The sequence below is a fragment of the Hyphococcus luteus genome (assembly GCF_002943565.1).
GTDB lineage: Bacteria > Pseudomonadota > Alphaproteobacteria > Caulobacterales > Parvularculaceae > Hyphococcus > Hyphococcus luteus.
On sequence record NZ_PJCH01000007.1, the window covers coordinates 12842 to 39428 of the forward strand.

Genomic DNA, 26587 nt, shown 5'->3' on the forward strand with positions numbered 1-26587 from the left:
AATTAATCATACCCCCGGAAATTAACCATGAAATTTCAGGTATGCGCCGCTCCTCGCGGTCATCCTTCGGGGCTTTTGTATGTTTAAACTTGCTTCTGTCTGGAACGAAATGTCGCTTTCAAGGAAGGCGATCCTGGTCGGCGTTTTGGTGGCGACGCTGATCGTTTTTTCCGCCGTCATGAATATGGCGACGAAGCCGCGCATGGCTTTTCTTTATGGCGGTCTCGACGCGTCTGCGGCGGGCGACGTTCTCGGCGCGCTCGAGGCGATGGATGTCGAGGCGGAAGTGCGCGGGGAGGCGATCTATGTGCCTGAAAACCGCCGCGACAGCTTGCGCATGGCGCTCGCCCGTCAGGGCCTGCCGCAGCAGGGCCAGCCGGGGTTTGAGCTCCTTGACGAATTAAACGGCTTTGCAACGACTTCGGAAATGTTTGACGCCGCCTATTGGCGCGCCAAAGAAGGCGAGCTCGCCCGCACGCTGCTGGCGACGCCGGGCGTGAAATCGGCCCGCGTGCACATTGCGGTTCCGAAATCGTCCTCATTCGCCCGGCGGCGCAGGCCGCCGAGCGCCTCGGCGACCATCACCATGAGCCGCGGCCGGCTCGACCTGCAACATGCGACGGCTATGCGGTATCTTCTGGCGCTCGCCGTGCCGGATATGGAGCCCGAGCAGGTGGCGATCATCGACAGCGTCAATGGCGTCGTCTTAAAGCCCGGCGCCGGCGATCCCGTGGTTCAGGCCGAAGGCGACAGTCTCGACCGCGAACGCCGCCTGGAAGCCAATCTCATGGATCTTCTTGAAGCGCGGGTCGGTCCCGGCAACGCCCGGGTGACGGTTTCTCTCGATATCGACCGCGAGCACGAAACGGTCTCCGAGCGTATTCTCGATCCGGAAAGCCGGGTGATGATGGGCCGCGAAACCACCGAAATGCAGGAATCCGATCAGGGCGGCGCGTCGGGGGCCGTGTCGGTCGCCAGCAATCTGCCGGACGGCGACGCCGGCGGCCAGACGTCGCAATCGAGCTCGTCGCGCAGCGAAACCAACGAACAAACCCGCTTCGACATTTCCGAAGTGAACCGTCAGCGCGAAAAACTGCCCGGCGCGATTTCCCGCGTGCATGTGGCGGTGCTGGTCAATAACGCGCCGGGCGCCGACGGTGCCGAACCGGCGCCCCGCAGCGATGCGGAGCTTGAATCGATCCGCGAGCTTGTGACCGCCGCCGTCGGCTATGACGAGGCGCGCGGCGACATCGTCACCGTGAAATCGATGCCGTTCCACGAATTCGAAGCGGTGGAGACGCCGGAGGAAACCGGCGGGATCATGCTCTGGGCGCAGCAGAATGTGATGTCGATCCTGCAGATCGTCATTCCGGCGATTGTCGTCATCGTGCTCGGCATGTTTGTCCTGAAGCCGGTTCTGACTCAGGATATTGCGGGATCGTCTGAAACGCCCGCGCTGCTCACCGCCGAACCGGCCGAATTGCAGCCGGCTGGCGACGTCGCCCGCTCGCCGCTTGAAGAGTTGCGCGATTTCAGCTCATCCGACAAGGAAGCGACGGCCACGCTGCTGAAAGAATGGCTCGGCGACACGGAACGGGCGGCGTAAATGGCGGCAAGCTCCTTCAACTTTTCTGAAGACGCCGAGGCGAAGTCGGTGCGCATTCCATCCCTGCCGGGGCGCCGTCATGGCGGCGACGGCCCGTCTGTCGACGTCAATTCCGAAGGCTATAAGGCTGGTTTCGATGCCGCCTCCCGGGAGTTTCTGGCGCAGCTCGAAGAGCAGGAAGCCTGGCACGAGGATTTCGCGAAAAAGACCGGCGAGATGCTCGCCGAGATGGATGCGCGCTATCGCAGCGAGTGTCTCACGCTCATTACGCGGCTCTTCGCTGCAGCGGCGCCGACGCTGGCGCGGCGTTCGTCGCTCGCTGACATCATGCAGCTGATCGAAGAACGCGTTGTGCAAGGAAAGTCCGATCTTGTCTTGCGGGTGCATCCGACGCTGGCGGCGCATCTTCCTGACAAGGAGAGCCGCGTTCTGGCTTCAGCGCCGGAAGTGACGCTGATCCGCGACGAGAGCTGCGCGCCCGCCATGATCGATGCGAAATGGAAAGACGGCGGCCTGTTTCACGATCCGGACGGGTTGATCGAAGAGGTAATGCGCGCGCTGGAAGAAGAGGCCGCGCCGCTTGAGGAGACGAGCGATGAGTGAAGAAAAAAATGAAGTGACGGCCGTTGAAGACGCAAGCGATGAGGAAATCATCGCCGATGTTCTCGCCGGCGGCGACGGCGGCGCCGGAAACCGCAACATCCTCGAGCTGCCGGTGCGCATCATGGTGTCTATCGGCTCGGCCAAGATCACCATTCAGCAATTGCTGGCGATGACCAAGGACACGGTCATCGACCTTGAACAACTGATCGAGGACCCGGTGGATATTTTTGTGGGCGACCGTTTGATCGCAAAGGGCGAGCTTGTGGAAGCCACCGATAATGAGAATGGCATCGGCGTGAAGATGCTCGAGATCTGCGGCATCGGCGGTTAGGTCGGGAAGGGCGAGAGGGGCATGAGACGCGTAAAGGCGTTTTTGGCGTTGGCGCTTGCGGCGGCGGTGATTTTCATCGCCGAGCCGGCGGCGGCGCAAACGCTTGGGCAAGCGGCCGATCCGCTTCGCGAGACCGCTCAAACAGTCGCCGAAGGCGGGTTTTCAAAGCGCATCATCCAGATGTTCCTCATGGTCACGGTGCTGAGCCTTGCGCCCGGCATCGCGATGATGGTCACCTGTCTGCCTTTCATGCTGATCGTTCTGTCGATCCTGCGCCAGGGCGTGGGCCTGCAGCAGGCGCCGCCCAATATGCTGATCGTCAGCGTTGCGATCTTTCTCACCTATTTTGTCATGGAGCCTGTGTTCAAGGACGCCTGGAGCGCCGGTATTCAGCCGCTTCTGGACGGGACGATCAGCGAGGCGTCGGCTTTTGCGCTCACCATGGAGCCGTTCCGGATGTTTATGGAGGCGCGGGTCGATCCGGGCGCCGTCGACATTCTGATGGATGCGCGGCCGATCGAGACGGCGCAGGCCGCGGACGGCGCGACGCCGCTGTCCATGCTGGTGCCGGCTTTCGTTCTGTCGGAGATTCAGCGGGCCTTTGAAATCGGCTTTATCGTGCTTCTGCCGTTTCTGGTGATCGACCTTCTGGTCGCGTCGATCCTGATGGCCATGGGCATGATGATGGTGCCGCCGGCGATCGTGTCGCTGCCTTTCAAGGTGGCGTTCTTTGTGTTGACGAATGGATGGGTCGCCGTTTCCGGCGCGCTTGTAAGAGGGTATTCGTAATGTCGACGGCGCTGCAAAAAGCGGACATGCGCGGAGGCAAACAGGAGCTGACGCGCGGCGAGATGCGCTATGAGAACTGGTTCACGAAGGCGCATAAGGCGGCGATCGTGCTTGCGTCTTTGAGCGCGGAAGCCGCTGCGGCGATTGTCGAGGAGATGTCCGACGCCGAGCTGCGCGTTTTTGCGAAAGCGTTTTCCGAACTGAAATCCGTTTCGCCGCAACTCTTGCAGGCGGTGGCCGAGGAATTCATCGCCGAGGTCGGCCAGGAAGACAACAATCTCGCCGGCGGGCCGGACGAGACGCGCCGCGTCCTCGCGCTGATGGCGCAGGAGGAGCGGGCGGAGCGCATTCTTTCGGATATGGGCGGAGGCGGAGACTCCGCCGTCTGGCCGCGGATCGAAAAGATCGAAGATCAGGAGCTTGCGGATTATATCCAGGCGCAGCGCATGCCGGTCGCCGCCGCCATCATCTCCAAACTGTCTCATGAGAAAACCGCAAGCGTCCTTGACCTTGCCGAAGGCGATTACGCCAAGGCCGTCCTTCTTGAACTCGCCCGCAAACAGCCGCCTTCGGGCGAAGCGCTGGAGGCGATCGCCAATGTGCTGGAAGAGGAGCTTTTGAAATCTTCAGGCGGCGCCGATGAAGAAGAGGGGGAAGACGGCGACGGGCCGAAACCCAAAAACAACGCCGGCGCGAAAGTGGGCGAGATCATCAATTACCTGCCGGGCGCGAAACGCGATGCGCTGCTCGATCACTTTAAAGAAGCCGATCCCGAAATCGGCGCGGCCGTCAGGAAAGCGATCCTCACTTTCGAAGAGCTGCATGCGCGCATGCCGGCGGCGGGCGCCACGGCGCTCCTGCGCGATCTCGATCGCGAAGTGCTTTTGAAAGCCATCAAATATGGCGAGACCAATGCGCCTGAAACAGTAGAGTTTCTGTTCGGCAATATCTCCAAACGCATGGTCGAACAGTACAAGGAAGAACTCGCCGAAATGGAAACGCCCTCAGAAACCGACGGCGAAACGGCGCAACGCGAAGTGACGGGCGAAGTGCGCAATCTTGTCGCCCAAGGCGAATTCAAGCTCATTGCTCTACAGGAAGAAGATGCGCCGGCGTCTTAAGAGCCTGAACGAAAATCCGGCAATGCAGCAAAATTACGATGATCAGACGTCAGCTAGCCGCAGCACGGTACGCCGGCAGGCCCTTAATTCTTCTAAAGAGTAGGGCCCGAGACGCATCGCTTTCCGGCTGACGAACGTCTGACAAACCCTCATTTGCATGGCTTTGGTGAATATTCGTTTGGGCTCTAAGTTTATTTGTCGAGAACGCCCGGCCAGTTTTCCTCGCCGGCGGCGACTAGGCCGGGAATGTCCGCTTCCCAGCGTTTCTGGATCTCGTCATTATAGTTGAGATAAAGCTTGCCTTCGTAAATCGTCCAGTTCTCCGGATTGCCGCGGGCGGTGTAGTCTTGCGAAACCGCCCAGGCGCAATAGCCGCCGAATTGGGGCGCGTATTTTTCCGGTTCGGCTTTGAAGGCGGCGAGATTATCGGCGGAAGCGAAGCGCCATTCCGCGCCTTTATATTCCATCGAGAAGGTCTTTTCGCCCTTCACCGGCTTTCCTTCGGTGAAATAGGCGACGGCGTCATAGCCGTCTACGGCGTTGTTTGAAAAAAGACCCGTATAAACCGGATCTTTCGCAAAAGCGGCGCTTGCCGTTGTGGCGGCAAGAAAGAAGGCGGCGAAAGCGATGACGAAGCGTTTGACCATGGCTGGCTCCCGGACTGGCAAGGGCGTATTCCGACGCCTTTGTCTGAAAGTCCTAGGACGAAGCCCAGCGCCTGCCAATTCAAACGACATCACATCGCTGCGATCCTTGATGATGACTAACCGGCCTTGCCGCCGTTTTCTTTCCTCGGCTCTTCCGGCGGCAGGCTTTCCACATGCAGCGTCCGGGTCGGATAGGCGAAGTCGATGCCTTCATCCTCGAAGGCCTTGTGGATGTTCAAGAGCACTTCGTGATTGACATCCATATAGGTCATGTAGGCGCGATCCTCGATCCAGAAGACGGATTCGAAATTGATCGAGCTGTCGGCGTATTCTTTCAAATGCGAACGCTCGAACCGGGCCTTGTCGACGTTTTCGACCGCCTTTTCCACGAGCTGCGGTATTTTTTTCAGCTTTTCGTGGGGCGTCTGGTAGAGAACGCCAAGGGTGATGCGCGCGCGCCGTTCGTCCATGCGCCGGTAATTGCGGATTTCCTTGTCCAGCAATTGCGAATTGGCGATGACGATCTCTTCGCCGGAAAGCGAGCGGATGCGCGTCGTTTTCATGCCGATCTTTTCGACGTCGCCCCAATAGTCTCCCTGATCGAAACTGATGAAGTCGCCGCGCACAAAGGGCTGGTCGAAAACGATGGCGAAAGAGGAAAAGAGGTCCTTGAAAATCGACTGGGCGGCGAGGCCGACGGCGATGCCGCCAACGCCGAGGCCGGCGATGAGCGCCGTGATCTCGATATTGAGATTGGACAGGATCATCAAAAAGGCGATGGACCAGACGGCGATCGTCACCAGGGTTTTGATGAGGTTGATGGCGTTGGTGAGCACGCCGGACTGTGCGGACGCTGTGTCGGCGTATCCGACAATTCCTGCGGTCAGGAGTTCGCGCGCCCAGGCGGCGAGCTGAATAATGCCGATGATGACGGCGAGGGTGCGCGCATAACCGCCCCAGCCTTCGGGAATGATCGGGAAAAACGGCATGACCAGCGCCGCCGCGACGACAAGCAGGAAGATCGAGCTTGTCTTGGTGACGAGGCGGGACACCACATTGGCTGGATCGTAATATCCTTTTTTCTTGCGCTTGATGAAACCGGCGATCACCGCCCGGGCGATGCGCAAGACGAGGAAGACGGCGATCCAGGCGCCGACCGCGAGGGCGAAGTCCGATCCGTTGGCCTGAATCCAGTCCCAGCCCTCCTGAAGACGCGGGCCGAGCTTGTCGAAAAACGAATCAACGCCGTCCGCCGTCTCTTTCACGGCTTCTCCGGCGTTTTCGCTTCCGTCTTTGCCCGGCGCGCTGGCCGGGGTCGACTGGGTGCGGCCATAGCTAAAGTATTTCATAGGGTTGCCCCGCGCTTCCCGATGGCTTCAGTGATGGTGTCTGCCTTGAAAAGAACAGGCGCGGCGCGGGAGCGTTCCTCAAAAAAAGCGGTATTTTGGATGCGTGGCGGCGCGTGATAAGAAAAATAAGGGGATGCAGGGCAGATCAGGCAGGGAGATATCTATGTTGAAAGCGCTGGCCGCCGCGGCGACGATCTTCGTCGGCGTCGCAATTTTGCCGGGCGCCGCTTTGGCGGGGCCCGCCGAGGATCTCGATGCGCTTTTCGACGACTACTGGGCGAACGAGATGGAGGAAAACCCGTTTGCGGCGACGCAGTCGGGCGTTTCCGGCTATGACGACAAGATCCCGGGCGTCGCGCCATCCGACTATGCCCGCCGCCGCGAAGAGGCCGAAGCGTTTCTGGCCCGGCTCGAAGCGATCGATCTTAGCGCGGTCGATGAGAATCACGCGCTCAGCGCCGATCTTCTGGCGTTTATTCTAAAGCACGACATTACGCTCGCCGCTTATGACAGCTGGCGCATTCCCTTTCTCGCCGATACGGGGTTTCACACCAATTTCGGCTATGTCGTGAGCGCGGCCCCCTTCCGCACGGAAACGGATTATGAAAACTACATTGCGCGGCTGAAGGCTTTGCCGGCCTATATCGATCAGAATATCGAGAACATGCGCCAGGGCCTCGCCGACGGCTTCACCCAGCCGAAGGAGATCCTGCCTTACATCATGCCGTCCTTCGAGGCGCAGGTGAAAGACAATGCGGCGGCGCATCCCTATTACGCGCCATTCAAGGCGATGCCGTCTGCGATCTCGTCGCGGCGCCAGTCGGCCCTGCGCCAGGAAGGCAAGGCCGTGCTTGAAGACGAGGTCATTCCCGCTTTCGCGCGTCTCGTGGATTTCATGCGCGACGAATATATGCCGGGCGCGCGCGACACCCTCGGCGCCTATGACCTGCCGAACGGACGCGACTATTATCGCGACCTGGTGCGCTATTTCACGACGCTCGATGACGCGACGCCCGAAAGCATTCATGCGCTCGGCCTTAAGGAAGTGGCGCGCATCCGCAAGGAGATGAACGCCGTCATCGAGGAGACCGGTTTCGACGGCACGTTCGATGAGTTCGTCGACTTCCTGCGCACGGACAAGCAATTCTATCCGAAAACGCCGGAGGCGCTTCTGGAGCGCGCGGCCTGGATCGCCAAGGATATTGACGGGCGCCTGCCGGGCTATTTCGGCAAACTGCCGCGTCAGCCTTATTCGGTGGAGCCGGTGCCGGCGGAAATCGCGCCGAACTATACGAGCGGGCGTTATGTATCAGCGCCGCCGGGCGGAACCCGCGGCGGGCAATATTGGGTGAACACATACGCCCTCGACAAACGGCCTTTTTATGAAATGACGGCGCTGACCCTGCATGAAGCGGTGCCCGGCCACCATCTGCAAAATGCGCTGGCGCTTGAAGTCGAAGATGCGCCGGAATTCCGCAAGCAGTTTTATCCGCACGCCTTTGGCGAGGGCTGGGGGCTTTATTCCGAAAAGCTCGGCGTGGAGATGGGCGTTTATCAAACCCCTTATGACGATTTCGGCCGGCTTTCCATGGAGATGTGGCGCGCCTGCCGTCTCGTCATCGATACGGGGCTTCATGCGAAAGGCTGGACCCGCCAGCAGGCGATGGATTATCTCGCCGACAACACCGCCCTGTCGCTGCATAATGTGCAAACCGAAGTCGACCGCTATATCGCCTGGCCAGGGCAGGCGCTCGCTTACAAGATGGGCGAGTTGACGCTGTGGGAGCTGCGGGAGAAAGCCGAGCGCGAGCTGGGCGACAAATTCGACATTCGCGACTTTCACGATGCAGTGCTCGACAAAGGCGGTCTGCCGCTCGACATTCTTCGTGACGAAATCGACGACTATATTGCGGAAACGAAAGCGGAATAGACGGCGTGACGGCGTTTTCCATTCCGATTCTCGAAACGGCGCGGCTCATTTTGCGCGAGCACAGGCTCGAGGATTTTCCGGCCATTCTTAAGATGTGGAGCGACCCGGACGTCACCCGTCTCATCGGCGGCAAACCCCGGGCCGAAGAAGAGGTCTGGATGAAATTCCTGCGCAATGCAGGGTTATGGGCGCATCTCGGCTACGGCTATTGGGTGCTGGTCGAGCGCGACTCCGGCGCCGTGATCGGCGAGATCGGGCTCGCCGATTTCAAGCGTGATCTGACGCCGTCGATCAAGGGCATGCCGGAGCTGGGTTATGCGCTGGCGCCCTCGGCGCATGGCAAGGGTTATGCGAGCGAGGCGGCGCGCGCCGTCGTCGCCTGGGGCGACCAGCATTTGAGTGAAGATACCATGTCCTGCATCATCAGCCCGGAAAACCTCGCCTCGATACGAGTCGCGGAAAAATGCGGCTTCCGCGAAGCGGCGCGCGCTGACTATCACGGCGATGAAACACTCATTTTTCACCGCGACGTCTTCAACCGTTCGTAAAAGCGTCTTTGAACCGTTCGCGTAGCGCCTGTTTTTGCACCTTGCCCATCGTGTTGCGGGGCAGGGCGTCGAGCCAGTAGAATTTGCGCGGGCGTTTGAATTTCGCGAGCGGCGAGAGGGCGGCGGCGAGCATGTCTTCATCTGGCGCGGCGCCGTCGGCCACCAGCGCCGCGACGACGCCTTCGCCCATATCGGCATGGGGAACGCCGACGACCGCGCTTTCGGCGACGCCCGCGACCGCATCGAGAATCTGTTCGATTTCGATGGGGTAGATGTTAAAGCCGCCGGCGATGATGAGGTCTTTTTCGCGTCCCACAAGCGACAGGCGCCCGTCGTCGCTCAGCATTCCCACATCGCCTGTTCGAAACCAGCCGTCTTCGGTGAACGCCTCTTGCGTCTTGTCGGGCTTCTTCCAGTAGCCGGCGCAGATATTCGGGCCTTTGACTTCCACTTCGCCGGGCGCGCCGGCCTCGCCGGCGATGCGCACGTTAATGCCGGGCAAGGCGTAACCGACCGTGCCGGCGATGCGCTCGCCATCGAGCGGATTTGACGCGATCATGCCCGCTTCCGACATGCCGTAGCGTTCAAGAATGCGATGGCCGGTTCGCTCCTCGAACGTGTTGAACGCTTCAATGGTCAGCGGCGCCGAACCGGATATGAAAAGCCGCATATGCGCCGTGTCGCCCTTGCCGAAATCCTTTTCCGCGAGCAGGCGCGTGTAAAAAGTGGGCACGCCCATTATCACGCTGGCGCGCGGCAGGGCCTTGCGGACGTCGCCGACATCGAATTTCGGCAGGAACAGGATTTCGCAGGCGCTGAGCATCGCCGTATGCAGCGCCACGAAAAGCCCGTGAATATGAAAAATCGGCAGCGCATGCAGCAACACGTCTGTTTCTGAAAACTCCCAAAGCGCGTTCAGGGTCGCCGCGTTGGAGGCGAGATTTTCATGCGTGAGCATCGCCCCCTTGGAGCGCCCCGTGGTGCCGGATGTGTAAAGGATGACAGCGAGATCGGTTTCCGCGCGCGGGACGATGGTTTCGTCCGGCTTTGCAGCGAAGGCCGCATCGCAGAGCGTTCCCGCGCCGTCGGCCGTAAGCGTCAGCACATGGTCGACGCCCGCTTCCTTTGCGACATGCGCCAATTGGTCGTGGCTTTCCCGAGTGCAGACGAAAATTTTCGGCGCCGCATCTTCGAGAAAATAACGGACTTCTTCGGCAGTATAAGCGGTGTTGAGCGGCACATAGACAAGTCCGGCCCGCATGGCGCCGAGATAGAGCGCGATATTTTTCGGCGATTTGTCGACTTGCATGACAATACGGTCGCCGGGACTGGCGCCGAGGGCGCGCAGGGCGCCGGCCATCTGCGCCGAGCGCGCATCCATCTCGCCATAGGACAGGCTGCGCCCGTCGGGAAGGGTCAGGAAAGGCTTGTCAAGCGCATCGCGATAGGCCGCATGCAAGGCGGTGAAGAAGTTTTCACTCGTCATACTATTTATTTTAGCACGTCGGCGGATTGATGCGAAGGCGCGCCATTGACGAGTTTGAATGTCTCCGGGGCAAGCGCGTGCATGGCGTCGAACTGGCTGAGGAACACGCGGCCGGTCAGGCGCTCGAGGAAATGCGAGTGTTTCAACCGGTCCATGACCGGACCTTTCACCTCCGATAGATGAAAAACAACGCCGGCCTGTTTCAGCCTTTCATTGATCGCCTCGAGGCTTTCGAGCGCGCTGGCGTCGATTTCGTTCACGGCCGAACACATCAGGACGATATGTCTAAGCTCCGGCGCGTCCGCGGCGAGCCCCAAGAGTTTGTCCTCCAGGAAACGCGCATTGGCGAAGAAGAGATTGCCGTCAATACGCAGGGCGGCGACGCTTGGGCTTGTGATGACGTCATGCCGGTTGATGTTGCGGAAATGCTCCGTGCCCGGCACCTGGCCGACAATGGCGCAATGGGGCTTCGAGGCGCGGAAAAGAAGCAGAAGGATGGAGAGCGCGACGCCTGCCGTGACGCCGACTTCGACGCCGAACAGGAAGACGCCGAAAATGGTGATCATCATCGCGGCGAAATCGCTTTTCGAATACGCCCATGTGCGCCGGATCGCGCCGATATTGATCAGCGACAGGACGGCGACGATGATGGTCGCGGCGAGTGTCGCCTGGGGCAGATAATAAAGAAACGGCGTTAGGAAGAGCGCGGCCAGCGCAATGCCGGCAGCGGTGAAGGCGCCGGCGGCGGGCGTTCGGGCGCCGGCGTCGAAATTCACGACCGAGCGCGCGAAGCCGCCGGTGACCGGAAAGCCGCCGGTGACGCCCGCTGCAATGTTCGAGGCGCCGAGCCCGACGAGCTCCTGATCGAGGTCGATGCGCTCGCGCCGTTTCGCCGCAAGAGTCTGCGCCACGGACACCGATTCCACATAACCGATGATGGTGATGAGGAATGCGGCGCCCGCCAGTTCGCGCCATAGCGCCGCGTCGAAATCGGGAACGGCGACCGGCGGCAGGCCGCGGGGAATGTCGCCGACAATGGCGACGCCTTTCGCCTCAAGACCGAACCCGGCGACAATCGCCGTGGCGCCGATGACGGCGAGGAGCGGTCCCGCCTTGGCGATGGAGGCGGCGAGCCGTTCTGAGAGGCCGGCCGCGTGCAGCAGCTTTTGCAGAAAAGCGCGCGTCAGGAACAGGAATAAAATTGAACCGGCGCCAATCGCGAGGGTTACGGGATTGGTTTGACCGAGATGCGCGCCAAGGCTTTCGCCGATTTCGACGAGCGTGTCGCCATGGGCGGAAACGCCGAGCACATGCTTCATCTGGCTCGCCGCGATCAGAACGCCCGATGCGGTGATGAACCCGGCGATGATCGGGTGGCTTAAGAAATTGGCGAGGAAACCGAGCCGCAAGACGCCCAGCGCCAGCAGCATGACCCCGGTGATGAGGGCGAGCGCCGCCGCGGCCATGATGTAATCCGGCCCGCCGGCCTCGACGAGACGGCCGACCGCGCTGGCGGTCATCAAGGAGACAACCGCTACCGGTCCGACGGCGAGCGTGTTGCTCGTGCCGAAAACCGCATAGGCGAGGAGCGGCGCCATGGAGGCGTAAAGGCCGACTTCCGGCGGCAGACCTGCAATCAGCGCATAGGCGAGCGATTGCGGGATCAGCATGATGGTGACGATCAGCGCGGCGAGCGCGTCGTCGGCGAAAAGGGCCGGCGTATAACGCCGGCCCCAGCGCAGGATGGGAAGATAGCGGCTCAGCATATGGGCGCGCCTTTTTGCTTTTCTGCAATCAGAACTGATTCACCGGCATTTTGAGATAGGAAACGCCGTTGTCTTCCGCCGGCGGCATGTCGCCGGCGCGCATATTGACCTGAACCGAGGGTAGGATCAGCCGCGGCATGGCGAGCGTCTTGTCGCGCGCTTCGCGCATTTTCACGAACTCCTCTTCGCTGACGCCTTCATGAACATGGATGTTTTTCTCCCGCTCTTCGGCGACGGTTGTCTCCCAGGCATAGTCGTCCCGGCCTTCCGCCTTGTAGTCGTGACACATGAAGAGGCGCGTGTCGCCGGGCAGGGCGAAGATCTTCTGGATGGAGCGGTAAAGGGTTGCGGCGTCCCCGCCCGGGAAGTCGCAGCGCGCCGTGCCGTAATCGGGCATGAAGAGCGTGTCGCCGACAAAGCCCGCATCGCCGATCACGATGGTCGTGCAGGCAGGGGTGTGGCCCGGCGTGTGGATGACATGAGCGTCGATCTCGCCGAGTTTGAACCTATCGCCGTCGGCGAAGAGCCGGTCGAACTGACTGCCGTCGCGTTTGAACGCGCTTTCGGCGTTGAAAATCTTCGCGAAGGTCGACTGCACCACATCGATCTTGTTTCCGATCGCCATCTTGCCGCCGAGTTTTTCCTTGAGATAGGGCGCGGCGGTGAGGTGGTCGGCGTGGACGTGGGTTTCGAGAATCCACTCGACGTCAAGACCGTTCTCCTTGACGTAAGCGATGATCTCGTCAGCGGATTTCGTCATCGTGCGCCCTGAGGCCGGGTCGTAATCGAGCACGGAATCGATGATGGCGCATTTTTTCGTGGCGGGATCGACAACGACGTGACTTGCGGTCGAGGTTGGTTCATCGAAGAAGGTTTTGACGACGGGTTTCATGACCGGTCTCCTTTCCGGGGTTGTTTTGATTTCGGACCGAAAGCGGCGCACAGCGCGCCTACGAGGCTGGGTAATCGGTCATCCGCCAGCGAATAGTAGACGTTTTTCGATTCCCGCCGGGCCTTGACGAGTCCGGCCGCGCGCAGCCGGCCGAGATCGCGGGAAAGATGCGGCTGCGGCGCGTCGACCTCCGCCGCGATCTCGCTGACATTTTTCTCGCCTTCGGTGAGGGCGCAGGCGATCATCAGGCGGTTGGCGTGCGAGAGAGTCTTGAGGAGCGCCGAAACGTCTTCAGCATTGTCCTTAAGGTCCTCTATGGGCAGTGGTTTCGCCATCACTTTCATCCTATACTTATCATATAACATAAATGATATATATTGGTTTTCAAGGGGCCGGCGCGCGCGTTTTTCAGGGGATGGCGGAAGACGGCGTCAAGGTCTGGCGCGGTCGCTCATGGCGCGCTAAGAACCCGGTGCGTCAAGGGGTTAGGTCATGTTCGACGAAAAGGAAGCCGGCGCGGACAAGCGCTCCAATTTCGACCGCCAGCTTACGGCCTCGATCGAGGCGGCGGCGGACTGGTTAGCGCCGCGGCAGAAACCGGAGGGCTACTGGGTCGGCCGGCTCGAATCCAACGCCTGCATGGAGGCGCAGTGGATTCTCGCTCTGTGGTTCATGGAGCTTGAGGACCATCATCTGCGCCCGCGTCTCGCCGCATCCCTGCGCGAAACGCAGCGCCAAGACGGCTCGTGGGAAATTTATTACGGGGCGCCCGCCGGCGACATCAACACGACGGTCGAGGCTTATGCGGCGCTGCGCTCCATGGGCGACGACAAGGACGCAGCCCATATGGTCCGCGCGCGCGAATGGATTCTCTCCAAAGGCGGGCTAAAAAACATCCGCGTTTTCACGCGCTACTGGCTGGCGCTGATCGGCGAGTGGCCGTGGAAGAAGACCCCGAACCTGCCGCCGGAAGTGATCTTCTTTCCGAACTGGTTCGTGTTTTCGATCTACAATTTCGCGCAATGGGCGCGCGCGACTCTGATGCCCATCGCGGTTCTTTCCGCGCGCCGGCCGTCGCGGCCTTTGCCGGCGGAACGCCGGCTCGATGAGCTTTTTCCGGAAGGGCGCGAGAAATATAATTACGCCTATCCCGAAAAGCCGGGCGCCGGCTTCGCTGAAGCATTTTTCCTGACGGCGGATAAAATTCTGCATGCGCTGCAAAGTTTCGGTCAGACGGCGGGGATCGGCCTTTTGCGCAAGGGCGCCATCTCTCGCGCGCTCGAATGGATCATCAAGCATCAGGACGCCGATGGCGTCTGGGGCGGGATCCAGCCGCCATGGATCTATTCCTTGATGGCGCTCTACAATGAAGGTTATGCGCACGATCATTCGGTCGTTGCGAAAGGGCTTGGCGCGCTCGACGATCCGCGCTGGCGCGTCGATCAAGGCGAGGCGACATGGATACAAGCCTCAACCAGCCCTGTCTGGGACACCGAACTGACCTTGCTGGCGCTGGAAGACTGCGATCTTAGCGAGCGCCACGAAAAGGAAGTCGAAAAGGCGCTCGATTGGCTCCTTTCGCAGCAAGTCCTGCGCAAGGGCGACTGGAGCGTCAAATGTCCGAAGCTCGAGCCCGGCGGCTGGGCTTTCGAATATAAAAACTATTACTATCCGGACACAGACGATACGGCGGTGGCGCTGATCGCGCTCGCGCCCTTCCGCAACGATCCGAAATGGAAAGACAAGGGCATTGAAGAGGCCATCGAAAAAGGCGTTGAATGGCTCATCGGCATGCAATGCAAAAACGGCGGCTGGGGCGCTTTCGACAAGGATAATGACAAGCAGATCCTGACCAAGATTCCGTTCTGCGATTTCGGCGAAGCGCTCGACCCGCCTTCGGTGGACGTCACCGCGCATATCATCGAAGCCTTCGGCAAGCTCGGGATCCGGAAAGACCATCCGGTCATGCTCCGCGCGCTCGATTACATCAAGACCGAGCAGGAGGCGGACGGCGCCTGGTTCGGCCGCTGGGGCGTCAATTATGTTTACGGCACGGGCGCGGTCCTGCCGGCGCTCGAAGCCATCGGCGAGGACATGACGCAGCATTATATCAAGAAGGCGTCAGACTGGCTGATCCTGCATCAGAACGAGGATGGCGGATGGGGCGAGTCTTGCGCCTCCTATATGGACGTCAAACAGATGGGCCGGGGCAAGTCGACCGCCTCGCAGACCGCCTGGGCGCTGATGGGCCTCGCCGCCGTGGGGCGCGCCGAGGACGAACGCGCCATCGCCGACGGCGTCCAGTTCCTGATCGAGCGCCAGAAGGACGGCGCCTGGGAAGAGCCGGAATATACCGGCACAGGGTTCCCGGGCTACGGCGTCGGCCAGCACATCAAGCTCACCGATCCGCAATTGCAGGAGCGGTTAAAGCAGGGCCCCGAACTCTCCCGCGCCTTCATGATCAACTATAATCTCTACCGCCACTATTTCCCGATGATGGCGATGGGGCGGGTACGGAAGATGATGGCGGGCGCTTAACTGCAACCGCCTTCCATCTGCGCAATCCATTTCGAAACCAATTCGACGCCTTCCTCATGCCTCACGGCGCGGCCGAGCTCAGGCATCATGGCGCCGGGGTCGGTCGTTTCCATGCGGAAGACGGTGATGGAAAGATCGGGCCGGCCGGGGACGATGTCATAGGGCCGCCCGCCGGTGCCGCGGCCCGCTGCGATGGGCGCTTTGCACTTGCCCATGGCGGGGCCGGAGGCGTCGGGTTCCAGATTTAGGCCGGAGGTGTCCGCAGGCCCGTCCGGATTGTGGCAATGGCTGCAATTGGCGTCGAGATAGGCGCGCGCGCGGGCGTCGAGCGGCGCGGTTTCATCAGTCCAGTCGACATTGCGCGGCGCCGGCGCCTCGATCTCGCCGGCAAGAAGGCCCTTCGCCAGCCAGTGATCGAGCTGGTTGAAGCCGGGCGCGAAGCTCGACGGCTTGTTGAGGTGTCGCGCCTTGGGACCGATGGGCTTGATCTCTTTCGTCGTCGCATTGTCGGCGTGACAGCCGGCGCATTGGTTGGCGTTTGGCACGAGATAGGAAAAGGGCTCCATGCGCCCGTCATCCCGGTGGAGCGTCATGGGAACGACCGCGCCGGTGCGTTTTAATACGGCCTCGGTCTGCGCCTCGTTCCAGACATAAGGGAGCGCATCCCAGCCATCTTCGCGATGGACGAGGATGCGAGTCTCCACGAGATGCAGATGATCGAGCGCCAAGCTTTTGCCTTTTGGGCCGTCATTGAGGCTGCGCTCTTTCCCGATCAGGATATCGCCGGTCCAGTCGTTTTCCGAAACCGGAAAATAAAACGTTTTGGTGATCACCGTCCCGACCGGAAAATCGAAAGCGTCGTCGGGATTGTAGACCGCGGGTTTTCCCCCCGGCGTCCAGACCGTCCTGAGTTTCAGCGCGTAATCGGAAAACAGCGGCGTAGCGAGATCGTAAGGCGTCACGCCCTCGCTTAAACGAAGCGCGCCGTCCTTCGCCGCGATCATGCCCCAGTCGCTCAAATGCTCCGGATTGTCTTCGGCGTGATAGGTCGGCGCCGTTTCTTGCGAACAGGCGGCGAGCGAGAAACCGATCAACGCAACAGCGGCAAACTTTGAAATCATAAGCCGGCGAGGGGTCCTTTGAGTTCAACCGGGGGCAGCTTGTCAAAAGCGCAGTCATGGGCCGCGCCGTCTTCGACTTTCGGGCTCTTGTTGTCGTTGGGCGCATCCACATTAAGGACTTTCGCTTCGCCGTTCTGCACGCACAAAACCTCTTTGGGGCCGGATAGCGCCGGATCCACATAGCCGTCCCACAGGACGTCGGGCAGGCTGCCCAAACCGGCGACCGCGACTTTCAGCGCCTTAAGCTCAAGTCCGTCGGGATTGCCGCCGCCGCCTTCGAAACGATTGCCGTAGACGTAGATGCCGTCCGGATAGGGATCGAAATCCGCCTCCATGCCATCGGTGGAGAGGCCGGAAGAAAAGATGCTGGCGACAATGACGTTCGCCGTCTTGTTGTCGCGAATGTCGTTGTTGAAGATCTCGACTTCGTCATTGGCGTTGATGACGACGCCGGAGCCCGCCGGGACGGAGGCGACGGCGGTGCCCTCAAGGCCGAAATTTTTCGTGTTGTTCTCGTAAATCTCGTTGTCATAAACGCGGGTGCGTGCGCCGGGCTGTTTGAGGTTCGGCATGTTGAAGACGAGAATGCCGCCGGTGTTGTTGGTCGCGACATTGCCGTAAACGTCGGCGTCGAAGGTGTTCTCGATTTCGATGCCGGCGACATTGTATTCCGCGCGGTTGTTGCGGATGACGACGTTCTGCGACTGGCCGATATAAAGCCCGGCGTCCGAAGCGCCAATGGCGACGGATTCCTCCATCAGCAGGTTTTTGACCTGCACGGGATAGATGCCGTAGGCGCCGTTTTCGGTTTTCGGCTCGCCCGTCCATTCGGTCCGCACCCGGCGGATGACGATGTTCTCGCCTTCGGTGATTTTGAGCGCGTCGCCGATAGTGTCCTCGATGGTGAGGTCTTCAATGGTGAAATCGCTCGCGGTGACGAGGAGGCCCTCGGCGCCGGCAATCTGTCCGGCGAAACTCAGAACCGTCTTATCCATGCCGGCGCCCTTGATCGTGACGCCGTCGACGGTGAGGCTCAAAGAGCGGTCGAAGGCGAAACGGCCTTCGGGGATCTCGATGACGTCGCCGGGCTCGGCGTCGAGAAGCGCCGCCATCAGGGTTTCCTGATAAGAGGCGTCGCCGGCCGGCGCAGCCTCCTGTTTCTCGCCGCATGCGGCGAGCATCAGCATTGCTGCGCTTGCGAATATGAGCTTCTTCATGACGTCTCCCTTTTGCGTCCTGCGTCTCGTTCTTGATTTTGGGCGCGGCCCCTTACAGCATCCGATGATGCCGGAAACGGGCCGGGAATAAAAGGAAGCTTTGCATGTCACTGACGCGGCGGAACCTGATGCAGTCCGGCGGTTACGCCGCCATGCTCTTAACGGCGGCGGGCGCGTGTTCGCGGCCCGATCAGGCGGCCTCGAACGACCTCGCCGAACTCGACGGCGTGGAGACGGCGGCGCGACTCAAATCGGGCGAGCTTGGACCAACCGAAGCCGTCGAGGCGGCGATCGCGCGGGCCGAGCGCGTCGATCCGCAGATCAACGCCATCGTCACCAAAACCTTCCGGCGCGCGCGGAAAGAGGCGGCGGCCAAGGGAGCCAATGCCGGTCTTTGGGCGGGCGTGCCGACTTTCGTCAAGGATCTCGACGACGTTACGGGCGTAACCACCCGGTTCGGCAGCCGCGCTTTCCCCTTCTACAAGGGCAAGGAACAGACGCCGCTCATCGATGCGTTTTTGGGGATGGGCGTCGTCAGCCTCGGCAAGTCGGCGACGCCGGAATTCGGCCTTTCCGCCACGACCGAATCCATCGCAACCGGCCAAACACGCAATCCGTGGAATACGGAGCATTCGACGGGCGGCTCTTCGGGCGGCGCGGCGGCTCTCGTCGCGAGCGGCGTCGTCCCCATCGCGCACGCCAGCGACGGCGGCGGTTCGATCCGCATTCCGGCCTCCTGCTGTGGCAATGTGGGGCTGAAAGTTTCGCGGGGGCGCAATCCGATGGCGCGGCCGGAAGATGCGGTGGGCCCGATTTCGCTCGCCGTTCACGGCGTTCAGACGCGCACGGTGCGCGATACGGCGGCGGTCGCCGCGACGCTGGCGCTGCCTTCGAGCGAAAGCGGGCTCGCGCCTTTGCCGCTCGTTACGGCGCCCGGCAAGGAGCGCCTGCGCATCGCCGTGACGACGCAGGGTCTCGCCGGCCGGGCGCCCGACCCGGCGGTGAAGCAGGCGGCAGAAGACGCCGCTGCGCTTTGCGCGGATCTCGGCCACCATGTGGAGGAAGCTTCCTTGCCCGTGGATGACGGCCTCTCCGAAGATTTCACGCTTTACTGGGCGGCGTTCGCGCATGCGACCGTCGCCATGTGGGAAAAGACTTTTCATTTGCCGCGCAACGGGCTCGCCTTCGAACCCTTCACCATCGGGCTTGCGGACCGTTTCGAGCGCGAAGAGGCGGACTTTCCCGGCGCCATCGAGCGGCTTCAGGCCGTGGCGGCGCGCATGGCGGCGTTTCACGAGACTTACGATCTCGTTCTGTCGCCGGTGGTGACGGCGCCGCCGCCGGAGATCGGTTATCTCGGCGCGACGCTCGATTACGAAACGCTGATGCAGCGTCTGACGGACTATGTTCAGTATACGGTGCTCTATAACGTCACCGGCGCGCCGGCGATCTCTCTGCCGCTGTCCATGTCGCCGGACGGGCTTCCCGTCGGAGCCATGTTTGGCGCGCCCTTGGGCCGGGAAGACCGGCTGCTCGCGCTCGCCTATGAACTCGAAGAAGCGAAGCCCTGGGCGGGCCGCCGTCCGGCGGTTTGGGGCTAGGAAACCGCCTCGATCAGCCCCTTGAAAAACGCCGCGCCGTCGGTTCCGCCGAGGAGGGGAGAGATCACCCGTTCCGGGTGCGGCATCAGCCCCATGACATTGCCGGAATCGTTGATCAGTCCGGCGATGTCGCGGGCCGAGCCGTTCGGGTTGTCCACATAGCGCAGCGCGACGCGGCCTTCGCCTTCGAGCCGGTCGAGGGTTTCGTCGTCGGCGTAGTAATTGCCGTCATGATGGGCGACCGGAAAATTCACATAGGCGCCTTTTTCGAAGCCGCGGGTGAAGATCGACTGGTTGTTCTCGATCTTGAGCGTCACCGTGCGGCAGACGAAATCGAGCCCGGCGTTGCGCATCAGGGCGCCGGGGAGGAGCCCCGTCTCGCACAGGACCTGGAACCCGTTGCATACGCCGATCACCGGCGCGCCGGCTTTCGCCTTGTCGATCACCGCCTGCATGATCGGCGATTTCGCCGCCATGGCGCCGGCGCGCAAATAGTCGCCATAGGAAAAGCCGCCGGGCAGGGCGTAGAAATCCGCATCCGGCAAATCCGTGTCGCCATGCCAGACCATCGCCGGCTTGGTTCCGGTCGCCTGTTCGAGCGCGACGGCGATGTCGCGATCGCAGTTGGAGGCGGGAAAGACGATGACAGCGGTTTTCATGACAGGTCCATCACTGGTTGGTCTTGTTTTCAAAGGCGGCGATGAGATTGTCCGAATCGGTCACCCAGCCGAAGACGTTTTCAAAATTCCAGAGGGTCGCATCGCGGACGAAGTCGGGTCCCGCATGGTTCATGGCGTCTTCCACCATGACGGGCCAGTATTCCTGGAAATAGGCGTCGCGCGCCGTGCTTTCCACGCAGACATTGGTGGCGATGCCGGTGAAGAAGAGCGTTCGGATATTCAAGGCGCGCAGATCGTTGTCGAGGGTCGTGCCGGCGAAGCCGCTGTAACGGGACTTGCGGATGACGATATCGCCCGGCTGCGGCTTTAGGTCGTCGACGATCTCCCAGTCCCATGTGTCGTGGATCAAAAGCTTGCCTTCAAGCTCGGGCCGCGCGCGCATGGTGCGCAAGGAAAGCTCCTTGTGATAGTTCGGCGAGCGCGGGCCGCCGGCGTCCGAGAGGTCCGGCTTGTAGCCGACCTGAAGATAGACGACTTTGACGCCCGCTTTGCGCGCCGTTTCGATCAGCTTTTTGTTGATGTCGACGACCGCCGCCGCCTTCGAAATGTCATGACCGGCGAGGTCGAGCATCCCGCCTTTCGACGCGAAGGCGTTCTGCATGTCGACGACCACCAGCGCCGATTGGTGAAGGTCGATATCGACCGGATCGGGCTTGGCGGCGAGTTTGACCATGATGTCGTTTGACCGCCCTCAGGCGAGAATTTCGATGGAGTAGTTCTCCATCACCGGATTGGCGAGCAGTTTTTTGCACATGTCTTCGGCTTTGGCCCGGGCGGCGGCCTCGTCGGTCTCGGCGAGCTTCATCTCGATCACCTTGCCCTGACGCACATCTTCCGCGCCTGCAAAGCCGAGCCCGGCGAGCGCGCTTTCAATGGCCGCGCCTTGCGGATCGAGAACGCCGTTTTTGAGCGTGATGGTGATTTTCGCTTTCATGAGCCCTTCGCCCGCTGGTCTAAGCCGTCAACGGGGCTGATACACCGGGCCGGGAAAGCGCGCAATGCGAGGGGGCCGGAAAGGCGGGCGCTCGAGCGCCGGAAGGTCAGTGAATGAGCGCGGCGTCAGACGGCGCGCCGGAAAAGCCGTCAAGCTGGCGGTAAGCGGCGGCGGCCTGGGCGGCGAGGAAGCGCGCGGCGTCCTGACGCTGACTTTCTTTCCAGGATTCTTCAAGCTCGTGGGCGCGCAGGGCGGCCTCTTCGCGGATGAGAAAGGCGTGCGCAAGCTGGGCGACGGCGCGCTCGCGGATGGTCGGCGGACCGGAATAGAGCGCCTGTGATTCGAGTTTTTTCAGCGCCTTGATGTCTTCGGCGCGTTTCTCTGGCGGCGTCAGCGGCTCGGGGCCTGTGTCGGCAGGGCTGTTTTGGGCGGCGCGGCGCGCAGCCGCTTCCGCGTGCGGGTCGCTGGCGGGCTGTTTCGGCGTCTCGCGATCCGTCGTTCTTTTCGAATCGGTCTCGGCGGACCCTGCCGGCTTGTTTTCTCTGGGGGCCGATTCTTCAGGATTGAGCGGATCGGGGGCTTTACGGTCAGCCGCTGCAGCGCGCACGGGCGTAACCGCGCCAGCCGTGGCGCGCCCGGAACCCTGTGCTGATCCTACATAAGCCATAACGGCTTAAGGTTATCCCCAGAAAGCTTGCCGGGGCGTTCGCAAACAGGGGTGATTTTTAACGATTAGTTCAAGACTTGATTGACCACAGTTAGGTGGGGCGGGCGTCGTGGCCGCAAAGTGGCAGCCCCCGCCTTATATTTCCCTAACAGGTCCGGATTTTCCGCTGCGAACTTATTTTTCGTTGTCGGAGACCAGCACCGGGCCCGACTGGCCGGAGCTTTCGTTCTCGCGCAAAATGCCGAGGCGGCGCGCCACTTCCCGATAGGCGTCGGTGACCTCGCCGAGATCCTTGCGGAAACGGTCCTTGTCCATGATGTGGCCGGTTTCCATGTCCCACAGCCGGCATGAATCGGGGCTGATCTCGTCGGCGACGATGAGGCGCATCATGTCCCCTTCATATTGCCGGCCGAACTCGATCTTGAAATCGACGAGCTTGATGCCGGCGCCGGCGAACAGGCCCGACAGGAAATCGTTCACCCGGAGCGCTTGCGCCATCATGTCGTCGATTTCCTGGGGGTTGGCCCAGTTGAAGGCGGTGATGTGCTCTTCGGAAACGAGAGGGTCGCCAAGCTCGTCGCTCTTGAAATAGAATTCGATGACCGAGCGGGGCAGGGCCGTGCCTTCCTCGATGCCGAGGCGCTTCGAGATGCTGCCGGCGGCGTAATTGCGCACCACCACTTCGAGCGGCACGATTTCCACATGGCGCACGAGCTGCTCGCGCATATTGAGGCGCTTGATGAAATGGGTCGGAACGCCGATGCGCTCGAGCCCGGTCATGATGAATTCGGAAATCCGGTTGTTGAGGACGCCCTTGCCTTCCAGCACCGCTTTTTTCTGGTTGTTGAAGGCGGTGGCGTCGTCCTTGAAATACTGGATGATCGTGCCGGGCTCCGGCCCTTCGAACAGGATTTTCGCCTTGCCTTCGTAGATTTGTTTGCGGCGAGCCATTTTATTAATCCTTTCAGCGCCTTGCGGGCGGATAGATCGGCGCAGGGCGGGCTATTTCAAGGGCCGGGTCGCGCCATTTGCGGGCTGCGGGCCCTCCCGTTTTGGCTAGCACGGCTGGCGCGGCGGGAGAAGCGGGGGTTTACGCTCCCCCGCGGGCGATGAAAAGCCCCTTGCCGGAGACGGGCCCGACAATTTTCCGCTTTACATTGCGCCGCGCCCAAACCGGCATTAAGTACCCTTGCAAAGGCCCGTTTTCATTACGAGTTTGGAGAGGCACCCGATGACGACCTTCGATGATCGCGAAGACAAGTTCGAGAAGAAATTCGCCCATGACGCGGAGCTTCGCTTCAAGGCTGAAGCGCGCCGGAACAAGCTCTTAGGGCTTTGGGCGGCCGACCTCATGGGCAAGACCGGGGCTGATGCCGAAAGCTACGTCAAGGAAGTCATCAAAGCCGATTTCGAAGAGGCGGGCGACGACGATGTGTTCCGGAAGATCCGGGCGGATTTCGACGCCGCCGGGGTCGATCAGTCGGACCATCAGATTCGTCGCCAGATGACCGATTTCCTCGCCGAGGCGGTCCAGCAGCTTCAAAAAGGCGAATAAGCGCCGGCGCTCATCCGCTGAGGAGGCAAGGCCATGATCGAGGGAACGGCTTTTGCGTTGTTCTTAAGCGGCGCGCTTCTTCTCAACATCACGCCCGGGCCGGACATGGCGTTCACGCTGGCCTCGTCGGCGCGGGGCGGAACCCGCGCCGGGATCGCCGCCGCGCTCGGCGTCGGCGCCGGGGCGCTGGGCTGGGCGGTCGCCGCGGCGGCGGGGCTCGCCGCGCTCCTAGCGGCGTCGGATCACGCGCTGACGATCATCAAGATCGCGGGCGGGCTTTATCTTCTTTATCTTGCGGTGCGCGTCATCATGGAAAAGAAAGCGCCGCCGGAGATGAGTGGGGCGGGCGGCGGCTTGAAGGCGTTTCGCGCCGGCATGCTCACCAATCTGCTCAATCCGAAAGTCGGTCTTTTCTTTCTGGCTTTCCTGCCCGGCTTCGTTCAGCCGGAGGCGGGAAGCCCCGCCTTTCAGATCTTCGTCCTCGGCGCGATTTTCAGTTTCACCGGAACTTGCGTTCTTATCGCGGTCGCCGCCGCGGCGGGCGCCCTGCGCGCCAGGTTTGTTGAAGATCCGCGCGCGCAAAAAGGCATGAAGGCGCTGTCGGCCAGCGTCTATGGCGGGCTCGGCCTTTATCTCCTGACGGCGCCGTCGAAATAAATCTGAATTAACGCCGGCGCGGCGCATTCGCCCGGGCAGGCTGCAAGCGCAAAGGAAACAGCGGCATGGGCTTGCCCTTGTCGTCGTCCTCTTCCTTGCGCGGCAGGAGGAAGACCGCCGTGCCCATGGAGCCGGCGCCCCAGGTGATCATCATCACGATCATCAACATGATGACCGCCATCGGCCCGACGGAAGAGCCCGTCACCAGCGAGCCGAGCCCGCCAATGTCGAACCAGATGAGGGCGGCGACGAAAATCCAGCCGCTCACCGTGCCGATGATGAGATGCGTCAGCAAAAACCGCACAAGCCGCCAGTCGAGTCCCTTGGCGCCGCCTTCGGGCGGCGCGGAAGCAGGTTTGTCTGCGTCAGCGTATTCCATAAACCGAATATATGACGCCGGCGGCGAAGACGCATTGCGGCATGACGCCGCCAGCAGGAATGCCGCTCCAGAGCTGCATTTGCCGCCTGCGGTTTCTCCTGCGCTGGGCTAGGGTGTCCCAAAAGTGGGAAATCAGAGGAGACGGCTTATGGGACGCGTCAGCGGCAAAAAGGTTGTGATTACCGGCGGGGCGCAAGGGCTGGGCGCCTGTTTCGCGCGCATGCTGACCGACGAAGGGGCGAAAGTCTTTCTGACCGATATCAACGGCGATGGCGCGGAAGCGACCGCCGCCGCTATCAATGAGAAACATGCCGGCGCGGCGTCGTCCATCGAACATGACGTAACGAACCGTGACGACTGGACGGCGGCGCTCGAAGCTGCGTCCGAAGCGATGGGCGGGATCGACACGCTCATCAACAACGCCGGCGTCGGAACCTTCGGCAGCATCGAGACCGAGACGGAGGAGAACTGGCGGCGCACCCAGGCGATCGACGTCGATTCCATTTTCACCGGAACCCAATTGGCGATGCCTTACCTTAAGCGCTCGCAGCCGGGGTCGATCATCAATATCTCATCGGTCGCCGGCCTGATCGCCGACGGCAATATGATCGCTTACAACACGGCGAAAGCGGCGGTCTGGATGATGACCAAATCCATTGCGCTCCACTGCGCGCGGTCGGGCTACGACATCCGCTGCAACTCCGTGCATCCCGTCTTCACCCGCACGCCGATCATCGATCCGCTGATCGAACTGGGCGGCGGCGGGGACGAAGGCGAAAAACGCCTCGTCCAGCAGATCCCGTGGCGCCGCCTCGCCGAACCGGAAGACGTGGGCTACTGTATCCTTTATCTCGCCGCCGACGAGTCGCGTTACATCACCGCCTCCGAATTCAAGATCGACGGCGGCATTACGGCGCAGTAGGGCCCGCGCCGCGAGGCCTGTCAGTGAGGCCGATAGGCGCCGACGACCTGTTTCAGTTTGGCCTTGATCTGGGCGGCGCGCATCGAGGCGACGATGCGGCCCGGCACCCAGAGAAGGCCGAAGACGACCGCGCCGGAAACCCCGCCGCCGAGAACGCCGAAGAAAAGCTTTTCGCCGAAACCGCCCTCGCTCATCATGATCATGAGCAAGACGAGCGCGGCGACGACGCCCGCGCCGCCGAAGACCACAAGATCGGGAAAGGCGTATTTGGCGAGGCCGGACCCGTCTTCATAAGCCTCGCCGGTGTTTTCGTTGGTGACGTCGAACCACAGGTTCTTGTCGGCGCCGCGGACCACAAGCTTGTGTCCCTCGCGGCAGGGGATGACGAAATCGACGAGATTGACAGCGTACTGCCCGCCATCGTCGTCTTTCAGATAGATGGTTTGGTAACGCGTGGTTTTCGAAGAAATGCGGCCCGCAAAGGGGCCCTGGTTGGAAGGAATTTCGCCGCGCACTTCCGTCTCGGCGCGCGTGGTCTCGCTCTCGACCTCACCGGTTACCTCAAAAAGGCTGTATTTCTTAAATATTGCAATGCCGTCGCCAATCTTCTTCATCGGTTTTCTCCGAATGGGGTCTAATTCTCATGGATTGTTGCTGAAGCCGTTTCGCGCCTGCCTTACCGGCACAGCACCTGCAGCCGGTCGGCTTCGCACCGGACCTCGTTCTGGAATTTGAGACCCGCATCGGCGCAGGTCTTGTACATCAACTGAACGACGGTCCCGACATTGCTGGTGTCGCTCAAGGATTCTTCGGCCAGTTCGAGCTTGGCTTCACAGCTCTGGTCGGCGGCGTTCGGGTTTTCGCCGGCGTCGATCGCCTCCATTTTGATCTGGGCGAGATACATCTGTTCCGGGCCCCAGGCGTCGAGCCATCTGTCTTCGCTCGATGAGGATGGTCTGGATGAATCGGATGACTTCTCGCCCCCGCAGCCGGACAGGCCTGCGGCGGCGAACGCCGCGATGAGGTACGGCAAAATCCGGCGAGGGGGATGCTGCATTTTCTATCTCCTTTGATATCCGGGCCGCCCTTAAAGGGGCCGGCCGCTTTTCTCCGGCGGCGTCCCTTGAGCGGGCGCGCCAGAGCTAGGGATATGAAAATGCGGAGAAAAAAGCGTCGAGCGAAATCGGCGGAAATAGACACTTAGCGCTATTAACGCTAGTTTTCCGGCGCGCTGGCGGCCTGGTCTTT

The 26587-nt window shown here is 61.4% G+C and carries 28 protein-coding genes; 12 read left to right on the plus strand and 16 right to left on the minus strand.

All coding sequences use genetic code 11. From position 1 onward, the window contains the following. Positions 1-79: 79 nt before the first annotated feature. Genes fliF through CW354_RS11530 form a run of 5 tightly spaced genes read left to right on the plus strand, consistent with a single transcriptional unit; the run spans position 80 to position 4450 of the window. Positions 80-1606 (plus strand): flagellar basal-body MS-ring/collar protein FliF, encoded by a 1527-nt coding sequence (gene fliF, locus CW354_RS11510; RefSeq protein ID WP_104830244.1) that lies wholly within the window; start codon positions 80-82, stop codon positions 1604-1606. Continuing rightward, entirely contained in the window at positions 1607-2209 is a 603-nt protein-coding gene (locus CW354_RS11515) for a FliH/SctL family protein (protein WP_104830245.1), read from the plus strand. Further along, positions 2202-2540 carry a FliM/FliN family flagellar motor switch protein gene (locus CW354_RS11520; protein ID WP_104830246.1) on the plus strand — a complete coding sequence of 113 codons (339 nt, stop codon included), beginning with the start codon at positions 2202-2204 and terminating at the stop codon, positions 2538-2540. The genes CW354_RS11515 and CW354_RS11520 overlap by 8 nt, the downstream gene beginning before the upstream one ends. A gap of 21 nt (positions 2541-2561) precedes the next feature. Next, positions 2562-3329, plus strand: a complete 768-nt coding sequence (gene fliP, locus CW354_RS11525) for a flagellar type III secretion system pore protein FliP (RefSeq protein ID WP_104830247.1) — start codon at positions 2562-2564, stop codon at positions 3327-3329. Beyond that, entirely contained in the window at positions 3329-4450 is a 1122-nt protein-coding gene (locus tag CW354_RS11530) for a FliG C-terminal domain-containing protein (protein ID WP_165793672.1), read from the plus strand. The genes fliP and CW354_RS11530 overlap by 1 nt, the downstream gene beginning before the upstream one ends. 191 nt (positions 4451-4641) lie before the next feature. Here the strand turns inward: CW354_RS11530 and CW354_RS11535 are convergent, their stop codons facing one another. Together CW354_RS11535 and CW354_RS11540 are read right to left on the minus strand one after the other, a co-directional pair. Beyond that, positions 4642-5097 (minus strand): YHS domain-containing (seleno)protein, encoded by a 456-nt coding sequence (locus CW354_RS11535; RefSeq protein WP_104830249.1) that lies wholly within the window; start codon positions 5095-5097, stop codon positions 4642-4644. 116 nt (positions 5098-5213) lie between these two features. Beyond that, positions 5214-6446: a mechanosensitive ion channel family protein gene (locus tag CW354_RS11540; protein ID WP_104830250.1), complete on the minus strand. Its 1233-nt coding sequence runs from the start codon at positions 6444-6446 to the stop codon at positions 5214-5216. 163 nt (positions 6447-6609) lie between these two features. Between CW354_RS11540 and CW354_RS11545 the strand changes: the two genes are divergently transcribed. After that, the gene (locus tag CW354_RS11545; protein ID WP_104830251.1) at positions 6610-8376 is read left to right on the plus strand and encodes a DUF885 domain-containing protein; all 1767 of its coding nucleotides are present in this window, start codon (positions 6610-6612) and stop codon (positions 8374-8376) included. 5 nt (positions 8377-8381) lie between these two features. Beyond that, positions 8382-8924 (plus strand): GNAT family N-acetyltransferase, encoded by a 543-nt coding sequence (locus CW354_RS11550; protein WP_207764775.1) that lies wholly within the window; start codon positions 8382-8384, stop codon positions 8922-8924. Here CW354_RS11550 and CW354_RS11555 read toward each other — a convergent pair. Genes CW354_RS11555 through CW354_RS11570 form a run of 4 tightly spaced genes read right to left on the minus strand, consistent with a single transcriptional unit; the run spans position 8911 to position 13403 of the window. Next, on the minus strand, positions 8911-10410 hold the full coding sequence (locus CW354_RS11555) for an AMP-binding protein (protein WP_104830253.1): 1500 nt from the start codon (positions 10408-10410) through the stop codon (positions 8911-8913). The two genes, CW354_RS11550 and CW354_RS11555, sit on opposite strands and share 14 nt — an antisense overlap. A 5-nt stretch (positions 10411-10415) precedes the next feature. Continuing rightward, on the minus strand, positions 10416-12176 hold the full coding sequence (locus tag CW354_RS11560) for a SulP family inorganic anion transporter (protein WP_104830254.1): 1761 nt from the start codon (positions 12174-12176) through the stop codon (positions 10416-10418). Positions 12177-12204: 28 nt separating this feature from the next. Further along, on the minus strand, positions 12205-13068 hold the full coding sequence (locus CW354_RS11565; RefSeq protein ID WP_104830255.1) for an MBL fold metallo-hydrolase: 864 nt from the start codon (positions 13066-13068) through the stop codon (positions 12205-12207). After that, a complete protein-coding gene (locus tag CW354_RS11570) occupies positions 13065-13403 on the minus strand; it encodes an ArsR/SmtB family transcription factor (protein WP_207764776.1) in 339 nt (112 codons plus the stop codon). Before CW354_RS11570 ends, CW354_RS11565 begins: the two co-directional genes overlap by 4 nt. Before the next feature lie 157 nt (positions 13404-13560). Here CW354_RS11570 and shc point away from each other — a divergent pair, with 157 nt between their 5' ends. After that, positions 13561-15606: a squalene--hopene cyclase gene (gene shc, locus CW354_RS11575; protein WP_104830256.1), complete on the plus strand. Its 2046-nt coding sequence runs from the start codon at positions 13561-13563 to the stop codon at positions 15604-15606. Here shc and CW354_RS11580 read toward each other — a convergent pair. Together CW354_RS11580 and CW354_RS11585 are read right to left on the minus strand one after the other, a co-directional pair. Continuing rightward, the gene (locus CW354_RS11580) at positions 15603-16727 is read right to left on the minus strand and encodes an SO2930 family diheme c-type cytochrome (protein ID WP_104830257.1); all 1125 of its coding nucleotides are present in this window, start codon (positions 16725-16727) and stop codon (positions 15603-15605) included. The two genes, shc and CW354_RS11580, sit on opposite strands and share 4 nt — an antisense overlap. After that, positions 16724-17944, minus strand: coding sequence for a parallel beta-helix domain-containing protein (locus CW354_RS11585; RefSeq protein WP_104830258.1), 1221 nt, complete (start codon positions 17942-17944; stop codon positions 16724-16726). The genes CW354_RS11580 and CW354_RS11585 overlap by 4 nt, the downstream gene beginning before the upstream one ends. 104 nt (positions 17945-18048) lie before the next feature. Here CW354_RS11585 and CW354_RS11590 point away from each other — a divergent pair, with 104 nt between their 5' ends. Beyond that, positions 18049-19545, plus strand: coding sequence for an amidase (locus CW354_RS11590; protein WP_104830259.1), 1497 nt, complete (start codon positions 18049-18051; stop codon positions 19543-19545). Here the strand turns inward: CW354_RS11590 and purQ are convergent. The 5 genes from purQ to purC form a co-directional block, all read right to left on the minus strand. Further along, entirely contained in the window at positions 19542-20204 is a 663-nt protein-coding gene (gene purQ, locus CW354_RS11595; protein ID WP_104830260.1) for a phosphoribosylformylglycinamidine synthase subunit PurQ, read from the minus strand. The two genes, CW354_RS11590 and purQ, sit on opposite strands and share 4 nt — an antisense overlap. A 10-nt stretch (positions 20205-20214) precedes the next feature. Then, complete coding sequence (locus CW354_RS11600; RefSeq protein ID WP_104830261.1) at positions 20215-20898, minus strand: cysteine hydrolase family protein; 684 nt, start codon at positions 20896-20898, stop codon at positions 20215-20217. 18 nt (positions 20899-20916) lie between these two features. After that, entirely contained in the window at positions 20917-21159 is a 243-nt protein-coding gene (purS, locus tag CW354_RS11605; RefSeq protein WP_104830262.1) for a phosphoribosylformylglycinamidine synthase subunit PurS, read from the minus strand. A 106-nt stretch (positions 21160-21265) separates the two neighbouring features. Further along, positions 21266-21826, minus strand: a complete 561-nt coding sequence (locus tag CW354_RS11610; protein WP_104830263.1) for a hypothetical protein — start codon at positions 21824-21826, stop codon at positions 21266-21268. A gap of 174 nt (positions 21827-22000) precedes the next feature. After that, positions 22001-22777, minus strand: coding sequence for a phosphoribosylaminoimidazolesuccinocarboxamide synthase (gene purC / locus CW354_RS11615; protein WP_104830264.1), 777 nt, complete (start codon positions 22775-22777; stop codon positions 22001-22003). Between the two features lie 280 nt (positions 22778-23057). Here purC and CW354_RS11620 point away from each other — a divergent pair, with 280 nt between their 5' ends. Both CW354_RS11620 and CW354_RS11625 read left to right on the plus strand, forming a co-directional pair. Next, positions 23058-23381: a DUF1476 domain-containing protein gene (locus CW354_RS11620; RefSeq protein WP_104830265.1), complete on the plus strand. Its 324-nt coding sequence runs from the start codon at positions 23058-23060 to the stop codon at positions 23379-23381. A 33-nt stretch (positions 23382-23414) separates the two neighbouring features. Next, complete coding sequence (locus CW354_RS11625; RefSeq protein WP_104830266.1) at positions 23415-24038, plus strand: LysE family translocator; 624 nt, start codon at positions 23415-23417, stop codon at positions 24036-24038. Between the two features lie 7 nt (positions 24039-24045). Here the strand turns inward: CW354_RS11625 and CW354_RS11630 are convergent, their stop codons facing one another. Continuing rightward, the gene (locus tag CW354_RS11630) at positions 24046-24417 is read right to left on the minus strand and encodes a hypothetical protein (RefSeq protein ID WP_104830267.1); all 372 of its coding nucleotides are present in this window, start codon (positions 24415-24417) and stop codon (positions 24046-24048) included. Between the two features lie 148 nt (positions 24418-24565). Between CW354_RS11630 and CW354_RS11635 the strand changes: the two genes are divergently transcribed. Beyond that, positions 24566-25339, plus strand: coding sequence for an SDR family oxidoreductase (locus tag CW354_RS11635; RefSeq protein ID WP_104830268.1), 774 nt, complete (start codon positions 24566-24568; stop codon positions 25337-25339). A gap of 20 nt (positions 25340-25359) precedes the next feature. Here the strand turns inward: CW354_RS11635 and CW354_RS11640 are convergent, their stop codons facing one another. Together CW354_RS11640 and CW354_RS11645 are read right to left on the minus strand one after the other, a co-directional pair. Then, a complete protein-coding gene (locus tag CW354_RS11640; RefSeq protein ID WP_104830269.1) occupies positions 25360-25953 on the minus strand; it encodes a hypothetical protein in 594 nt (197 codons plus the stop codon). Positions 25954-26015: 62 nt separating this feature from the next. After that, on the minus strand, positions 26016-26396 hold the full coding sequence (locus CW354_RS11645) for a hypothetical protein (RefSeq protein ID WP_104830270.1): 381 nt from the start codon (positions 26394-26396) through the stop codon (positions 26016-26018). Positions 26397-26587 lie beyond the last annotated feature (191 nt).